The 7,564-nt window shown below is 73.6% G+C and carries 8 protein-coding genes and 1 pseudogene; all 9 read right to left on the reverse strand.

Annotation, left to right across the window (positions count from 1 at the left end; all coding sequences use genetic code 11):
* A pseudogene (locus F6X68_RS28150) lies at positions 1-381 on the reverse strand (primosomal protein N'); the annotation flags it as partial.
* A complete protein-coding gene (gene metK, locus F6X68_RS28155) occupies positions 378-1,571 on the reverse strand; it encodes a methionine adenosyltransferase (protein WP_091632919.1) in 1,194 nt (397 codons plus the stop codon). The pseudogene F6X68_RS28150 and the gene metK, both read right to left, overlap by 4 nt.
* 88 nt (positions 1,572-1,659) lie before the next feature.
* Entirely contained in the window at positions 1,660-2,868 is a 1,209-nt protein-coding gene (gene coaBC, locus F6X68_RS28160) for a bifunctional phosphopantothenoylcysteine decarboxylase/phosphopantothenate--cysteine ligase CoaBC (RefSeq protein WP_151457092.1), read from the reverse strand.
* 14 nt (positions 2,869-2,882) lie between these two features.
* Positions 2,883-3,146, reverse strand: coding sequence for a DNA-directed RNA polymerase subunit omega (gene rpoZ, locus F6X68_RS28165; protein ID WP_007075826.1), 264 nt, complete (start codon positions 3,144-3,146; stop codon positions 2,883-2,885).
* Positions 3,147-3,192: 46 nt separating this feature from the next.
* Positions 3,193-3,726: a guanylate kinase gene (locus F6X68_RS28170; protein ID WP_151457093.1), complete on the reverse strand. Its 534-nt coding sequence runs from the start codon at positions 3,724-3,726 to the stop codon at positions 3,193-3,195.
* Positions 3,727-3,751: 25 nt separating this feature from the next.
* Positions 3,752-4,069 (reverse strand): integration host factor, actinobacterial type, encoded by a 318-nt coding sequence (gene mihF / locus F6X68_RS28175; protein WP_007458370.1) that lies wholly within the window; start codon positions 4,067-4,069, stop codon positions 3,752-3,754.
* Between the two features lie 175 nt (positions 4,070-4,244).
* Entirely contained in the window at positions 4,245-5,084 is an 840-nt protein-coding gene (gene pyrF, locus F6X68_RS28180; RefSeq protein WP_151457094.1) for an orotidine-5'-phosphate decarboxylase, read from the reverse strand.
* A 108-nt stretch (positions 5,085-5,192) separates the two neighbouring features.
* Positions 5,193-6,467, reverse strand: coding sequence for an adenosylmethionine--8-amino-7-oxononanoate transaminase (locus tag F6X68_RS28185; protein ID WP_151457095.1), 1,275 nt, complete (start codon positions 6,465-6,467; stop codon positions 5,193-5,195).
* Positions 6,464-7,483 (reverse strand): quinone-dependent dihydroorotate dehydrogenase, encoded by a 1,020-nt coding sequence (locus F6X68_RS28190; protein WP_151457096.1) that lies wholly within the window; start codon positions 7,481-7,483, stop codon positions 6,464-6,466. The genes F6X68_RS28185 and F6X68_RS28190 overlap by 4 nt, the downstream gene beginning before the upstream one ends.
* Positions 7,484-7,564: the final 81 nt, after the last annotated feature.

Below are 7,564 nucleotides of genomic sequence, written 5' to 3' on the forward strand. Positions count from 1 at the left end.
GTCCTTCTCCACGCGGGCGTGCCGGGGCGGGACGGCGAGGCGGAGCACGTCGGCGAGGTTGCCGGCGTAGCGGTCCGCGACCGCCCGGGCCAGCCGGGCGACCTCCGGCGCGAGCACCGGCTCGGGCGAGACGACCTTCTCCAGGTACGCCAGCCGACCGGTGTGCCCCGAGTCGTCGGCCCGCTCCAGCAGCCAGCCGTCGACGAGCTGCCCCGCGAAGCGGACCTTCACGCGTACGCCGGGGACGGCGTCGGCGTCCAGCTCGGCCGGGACGAGGTAGTCGAACGGGCGGTCCAGGTGGGCCAGGGGGACGTCGACGCAGACACGAGCGACCGGCGACCCGTCCGCGGGTCGCCGGTCGCTGCGCCTGGTGCCGGTCAGGCTCCCGCGGCCGACTTGAGGTCGGCGGCCCGGTCGGTGCTCTCCCAGGTCAGGTCCGGCAGCTCCCGGCCGAAGTGGCCGTAGGCGGCGGTCTGCTGGTAGATCGGGCGGAGCAGGTTCAGGTCCCGGATGATGGCGGCCGGGCGCAGGTCGAAGACCTCGGAGACGGCCTTCTCGATCGAGGCGACCGGCACGGTCTCGGTGCCGAACGTCTCGACGAAGAGGCTGACCGGGTGGGCCTTGCCGATCGCGTACGCGACCTGGACCTCGCACCGCTCGGCCAGGCCGGCAGCGACCACGTTCTTGGCCACCCAGCGCGTCGCGTACGCCGCCGAGCGGTCGACCTTCGACGGGTCCTTGCCGGAGAACGCGCCGCCGCCGTGCCGGGCGTAGCCGCCGTAGGTGTCGACGATGATCTTGCGACCGGTGAGGCCGGCGTCGCCCATCGGCCCGCCGATCTCGAACCGGCCGGTCGGGTTGACCAGCAGCCGGTAGCCCTCGGTGTCGAGCCCGAGGCTCTCCAGCTCCGGGGCGATGACGTGCTCGCGCACGTCGGGGGTGAGCAGCGAGTCCAGCGAGATGTCCGCCGCGTGCTGGCTGGAGACGACGACCGTGTTGAGCCGGACGGGGCGCAGCCCCTCGTACTCGATCGTGACCTGGGTCTTGCCGTCGGGGCGCAGGTACGGGATCGTGCCGTCCTTGCGGACCTGGGAGAGCCGCCGGGCCAGCCGGTGCGCCAGGGCGATCGGCAGCGGCATCAACTCCGGCGTCTCGGAGCAGGCGAAGCCGAACATCATGCCCTGATCGCCGGCGCCCTGGGCGTCCAGCGCGCTCTCCGACGCCCCGGTACGCAGCTCGAAGGCGTTGTCGACGCCCTGCGCGATGTCCTCCGACTGGGCGCCGATGGAGACGCTGACGCCGCACGAGGCGCCGTCGAAGCCCTTCTTCGACGAGTCGTAGCCGATGTCGAGGATGGTCCGGCGGACGATGGTCGGGATGTCGGCGTACGCCTTGGTGGTCACCTCGCCCGCGATGTGCACCTGACCAGTGGTGATCAGGGTCTCCACGGCGACGCGGCTGCGGGGGTCCTCGGCGAGCAGGGCGTCGAGGATGCCGTCGCTGATCTGGTCGGCGATCTTGTCCGGGTGGCCTTCCGTGACCGATTCGGAAGTGAAGAGGCGGCGTGTCACGGCACTCCTAAATTGTGGAAGTCGTTCCGCGGCAGTGTAGTCATCCGCGTCAGAGCCTGGCCTCTTCGGTCGTGCCCGTTTCCAGCCGTCAGGAACGGCCGGGCAACCGGGCCACCACGAGATCCCAGACGCCGTCGGCGAGGTCCTCCTTGGACCGCTCGGGCATCCGGCTGACCGAACCGTCCGCGCCGATGACCGTCGCCGCGTTGGTCTCGGCGCCGAAGACCTTGTCGGGACCGACCTCGTTGATCACGACGAGGTCCGCCCGCTTGCGGGCGAGCTTGGCCCGGCCGTTGGCCTCGGCGTCGCCCGTCTCCGCGGCGAACACCACCAGCACCTGCTCCGGTCGACGGCGCCGGCCCAGCTCGGCCGCGATGTCCGGGTTGGTGACGAGCTCGATGGTGGGCGCGCTGCCGTCGTCCGACTTCTTGATTTTGCCAGGCGCGTAGGTCGCGGGACGGAAATCGGCCGGAGCCGCCGCCATCACCACCGCGTCGGCGTCTGCCGCCGCCGCGAGCGTGGCGTCGCGCAGCTCGCCCGTGGTGCCGACGCGGACCAGGTCGACGCCGGCGGGGTCGGGCAGCGAGACGTTGGCCGAGATCAGGGTGACCCGGGCGCCCCGGGCCACCGCGCAGCGGGCGAAGGCGTAGCCCTGCTTGCCCGAGGAGCGGTTGCCCAGGAAGCGGACCGGGTCGAGGGGCTCGCGGGTGCCGCCGGCGGTCACCACCACGTGCCGGCCGGCGAGGTCGGCGGGAGCCCCGACGCCCCGCGCGAGGGCCCGGCGGGCGACCGCGAAGATCTCCGCCGGGTCGGGCAGCCGACCCTTGCCGGTGTCGGCGCCGGTGAGCCGGCCGACGGCGGGCTCGACGACGCGCACGCCCCGGGAGCGCAGCGTCGCGACGTTGGCGACGGTGGCCGGGTGCTCCCACATCTCGGTGTGCATGGCCGGGGCCAGCACGACCGGGCAGCGGGCGGTCAGCAGCGTGTTGGTGAGCAGGTCGTCGGCGAGGCCGTGGGCGGCCTTGGCCAGCAGGTCGGCGGTGGCCGGCGCGACCACCACCAGGTCGGCCTGCTGACCGAGCCGGACGTGCGGCACCTCGTGCACGTCCGACCAGACGTCGTCGGCGACGGGCTGGCCGGAGAGCGCCGCCCAGGTCGGGGCCCCGACGAAGCGCAACGCCGACGCGGTCGGCACGACCCGGACCTGGTGGCCCGACTCGGTGAAGAGCCGCAGCAGCTCGCACGCCTTGTAGGCGGCGATGCCGCCGCCGACCCCGAGGACGATCCGAGGGGACATCGGCGCGGGGCGGATTACGGCTGGTCGGTCGGCTCGGCGGTGAGCAGGCCCGCGTTGATCTCGCGCATGGCGATGGAGAGGGGCTTCTCCTGCGGCGTGGTCTCGACCAGCGGGCCGACGTATTCCAGCAGACCCTCACCGAGCTGGCTGTAGTAGGCGTTGACCTGGCGCGCGCGCTTGGCGGCGAAGATCACCAGCGCGTACTTCGAGGTCGTCTTCTCGAGGAGCTCGTCGATCGGCGGGTTGGTGATGCCTTCGGGGTTTGCGATGGATCCCACGAATTAACCTCTGCGTCTATCGCACCGCGCTTGGCGGTGCTGGCGGTCAACCGCGCATGTGCGGTGGCGCCGGAGCCAGGAAAGAAGAACCGGACAAGCCTACCAGCTCGTCGACGACCCGCCCGGTGAGGTCGTGCGCGAGGGTGTGTTCGAAGGCGGCCGGGGTGGCCTGCGGGGGGAGGTTCCCCGGCGGGTGCAGCAGCACCAGCCGGGCGTCGGGCAGCACCGCCCGGACCAGCAGCGCGCCGGCCAGGTCGAGGCCGATCAGCACCGGCTGCCCGGCGGCGAGCCGGGCGCGCAACGGTTCGAGGGGGGTGCCGCGCCGGTACGGCCCGGCCCGGCTCCACTCCAGCAGCTCCCCGGCGGCGACCATCCGGTCGAACTCGGCGAGGGTCAGGAAGAGCCGGTCGACGCCGTCCAGCTCGCCCTCCCGGCGGGAACGCGTGGTGGCCGGCACCGGAACCCACACGGACGGAGAACGCGCCCGGACGCGCTCGACGACACTCTCCGTGCCGGAGCCCGAAGGCCCCGCCAGGACAGTGAGCCGAGCCGCCGGGCGCGCCTCGTCATCCGTGCTCACTGCTTGTTTCTACACGCAGCCAGCCTCAGTTGGCGGCGAACTCTCCAAGCAGTGCCTTGCGCTGCTGCTCGCCGAGGCCACGCAGGCGACGGCTGTCGGCGATCTTGAGCTTCTCCATGATCTGGGTGGCCCGGATCTTGCCGATACCCGGCATCGCCTGCAGCACGGCGGAGACCTTGAGCTTGCCGACGACATCGTCGGACTCGGCACGCTCGAGGACGGCTCCGAGGGTGGTCTTGCCCTGCTTGAGCTGCTCCTTCAGCTCAGCACGGGCCTTGCGGATCTCCGCGGCCTTCTCCAGCGCGGCAGCGCGCTGTTCGGGGGTCAGTGACGGGAGCGGCACCAGTTCTCCTCAGGTCCCTATCGCGACGGGCGGGACGCACCGCCGCATCTGTGAAACGTGGTGTCGCTGTGAACCAAGGGGTCCGTGGTTCCCAGCGCGGGGAAAACTAGCGGTCGACGGCGCATTCGGCAACGTGGACGCGCGATGATCTTCACAAAGGTGACCGAGCCGTCAGTCAGTCACCAGCGGCGAGGGCGGCCCGGCAGCCGGTCAGGGCGCGGTCGGCGGCGGCCCGCAGCGCGTCCGGATCCGGGCCCGCGCCCAGCACCTCGCGGGAGTACGAGGGCAGCACCGCGGGCAGGGCGGAGCCGAAGACGACGCGCAGATCGGCCGCCGTGGCGCCCTGCGCGCCGAGGCCCGGAGCGAGCAACGGACCGTTCACGGCGGACAGGTCGTGACCGGTGTCGCCGATGGTCGCGCCGACCACCAGCCCGATGCTGCCGAGCGGCTGCGCACCCGCGTTGAGCTGGGAAATCTCGTCGATGACGGCCTGCGCGACGGTGCGTCCGTCGGCGGTGCGCGCGCGCTGCACGGCGGCGCCCTCGGGGTTGGAGGTGAGCGCCAGCACGAAGACCCCGCCGCCGTGCTCGGCGGCCAGTTCGAACATCGGCGCGAGCGCGCCGACACCGAGGTACGGGCTCGCCGTCACCGCGTCCACATGGATCGGGCTGGATGGATCGAGGTACGCCGAGGCGTACGCGGCGACGGTCGAGCCGATGTCGCCGCGCTTGACGTCCAGCAGAACGAGCGAGCCGGCATCGCGTAACTGTCGGATAGTTGACTCAAGAATCGCGACACCTTTCGAGCCGAACCGCTCGAAAAAGGCCGACTGGGGCTTGATCACCGCGACCCGGTCACCGAGGGCGTCCGTGACCGTCCGGGCGAACCGGTCAAGCCCCCGGATGTCGTCGTCGAGCCCCCAGCGGGCCAGCAGCCCCGGGTGCGGGTCGATGCCGACGCAGAGCGGACCCCGCTCGGTGACGGCCCGGTGCAGGCGGGCGCCGAAGCTCTCCATCCGGTTCTCTCCCTCTCCTCGGCACCCGGGGCGTCCGCCGCCGGGGCACGCTCCATGTCGCGGGCAACGCGCGCGCCCGCGTACTCCCGCCGGACCGTGACCGGCGGCTCAGCCGGCCCGCACCGCGGCGGCGACCCCGGCGGCGATCCGGGCCAGGTCGGCGTCGTCGGTGACGTACGGCGGCATGGTGTAGACCAGGTCGCGGAACGGCCGCAGCCAGACCCCCTCGGCGACCGCCGCGGCGGTGGCGGCGGGCAGGTCCACCTCGTGGTCCAGCTGGACCACGCCGATCGCGCCGAGCACCCGCACGTCGGCCACCCCCGGGGCGCCGCGCAACGGCTCCAGGCCGGCCCGCAGGCCCGCCTGCACCCTCGCCACCCGCCCCGCCCAGCCGCCGGCCCGCAGCAGGCCGAGGGAGGCGTTGGCGACCGCACAGGCCAGCGGGTTGCCCATGAACGTCGGGCCGTGCGCCAGCACCCCGCCGGCGGAGATGCCCCGGGCGACCTCCGCCGTGCAGAGCGTGGCGGCCAGCGTCAGGTACCCGCCGGTGAGCGCCTTGCCCACGCACATCACGTCGGGCACCACCCCGGCGTGCTCGGCGGCGAACATCGTGCCCGTGCGGCCGAAGCCGGTGGCGATCTCGTCGAAGATCAGCAGCACGCCGTGCGCCCGGGTCACCTCGCGCAGCACCCGCAGGTAGTGCGGGTGGTGGAAGCGCATCCCGCCGGCGCCCTGGACCACCGGCTCGACGACGACCGCGGCCAGCTCGTGGGCGTGCCGCTCGACCGCCTCCACCAGGGCCGCCTCGTAGGCCGACTCGGGCGGGGTGTCGAAGCCGCCGGGCGGCACGGGGGCGAAGACCTGCCGGGGCAGCACGTCGCCCCAGAGGTGGTGCATGCCGCCCTCGGGGTCGCAGACGCTCATCGGGTGGAACGTGTCGCCGTGGTAGCCGCCCCGCCAGGTGCCCAGCCGGCGGCGCTCCGGCCGGCCGGCGGCCCGCTGGTACTGCAGGCACATCTTGATCGCGACCTCGACACCGACCGAGCCGGAGTCGGCCAGGAAGACGTGCTCCAGCCCGTCCGGGGCCAGCTCGACCAGCGTGGCCGCCAGGCGGACCGCGGGCTCGTGGGTGAGCCCGCCGAACATCACGTGGCTCATCCGGCCGAGCTGGTCGGTCACGGCCGCGTCGAGCACCGGGTGCCGGTAGCCGTGGATCGCCGCCCACCACGACGACATCCCGTCGACCAGTTCCCGGCCGTCGGCCAGCCGCAGCCGTACGCCCGCCGCGCCCTCCACCACGTAGGGCGCGCTCGCCGGCGGCAGGGCCGCGTACGGGTGCCACACGTGCGCCCGGTCGGCGGCCAGGATCTCCTCGGGGGTCACCCGCCCGTCCCCGTGGCGCGGGCGGCGGCGCGGACCAGGGCCGGGCCGCGATAGATGAAGCCGGTGTAGAGCTGCACCAGGGCGGCGCCGGCGTCGAACATGCGGGCCGCCGCGTCCGGGTCCACGATGCCCCCGACGCCGATCACCGGCAGCCGCCCGCCGGCCTCCCGGTGCACGAAGGCGACCACCTCGCGGGCGCGGTCGGCGAGCGGGCGCCCCGACAGGCCGCCGGTCTCCGCGCCGCGCGCCCGGTCCGCCGGGGCGAGGCCGTCGCGGGCCAGCGTGGTGTTCGTGGCGATCACCCCGGCCGCGCCCCGGGCCAGGCAGACCTCCAGCAGCTCGGCGATCGCCGGCTCGGTGAGGTCCGGGGCGATCTTCACCAGCACCGGCTTCTCCCCCACCAGCGCCGCCAGGATGGCGTCCAGGTGCGCCCGGTCCTGCAGGGAGCGCAGCCCCGGGGTGTTCGGCGAGGAGACGTTGACCGCGAAGTAGTCGCCGTGCCCGCGCAGCGCCCGGTAGGACGCCTGGTAGTCCGCCACCGCCTCGTCCAGCGGGGTCACCTTGGACTTGCCGAGCGAGATGCCCAGCGGCACGCCGATCGGGCGCGGCAGCGCAGCGAGCCGGGCCGCGAGGGCCTCGGCGCCGGCGTTGTTGAAGCCCATCCGGTTGACCACGGCCTCGCTGCCGGGCAGCCGGAACAGCCGGGGCCGGGGATTACCCGGCTGTGGGTGCGCGGTGACCGTGCCGACCTCGACGAAGCCGAAGCCCAGCGCCGGCCAGGCCGGCAGGGCCGCGCCGTCCTTGTCCATCCCGGCGGCCAACCCCACCGGGTTGGGGAACTCGACGCCGAACACCCGCCGCGGCGCCCGCACGGCGTACCGGGCCCGCAACACCCCCAGCGCCGCCGGCCGGCGGGACAACCCCGCCAGCCGCCGCAACGTCCACTCGTGCGCCGCCTCGGCGTCCCCGCCGCCGATCCGGAACAACCCCGGCCGGACCACCCGCTCGAACATCACGACCGACCACCCCCGTCGATCATGAAGTTGTCGCCGCGACACGCCGCGCCGGCCGACAACAACTTCATGATCCTGTCTCTT

This window comes from Micromonospora sp. AMSO12t, from assembly GCF_008806585.1.
GTDB classification, from domain to species: Bacteria; Actinomycetota; Actinomycetes; order Mycobacteriales; family Micromonosporaceae; genus Micromonospora; species Micromonospora reichwaldensis.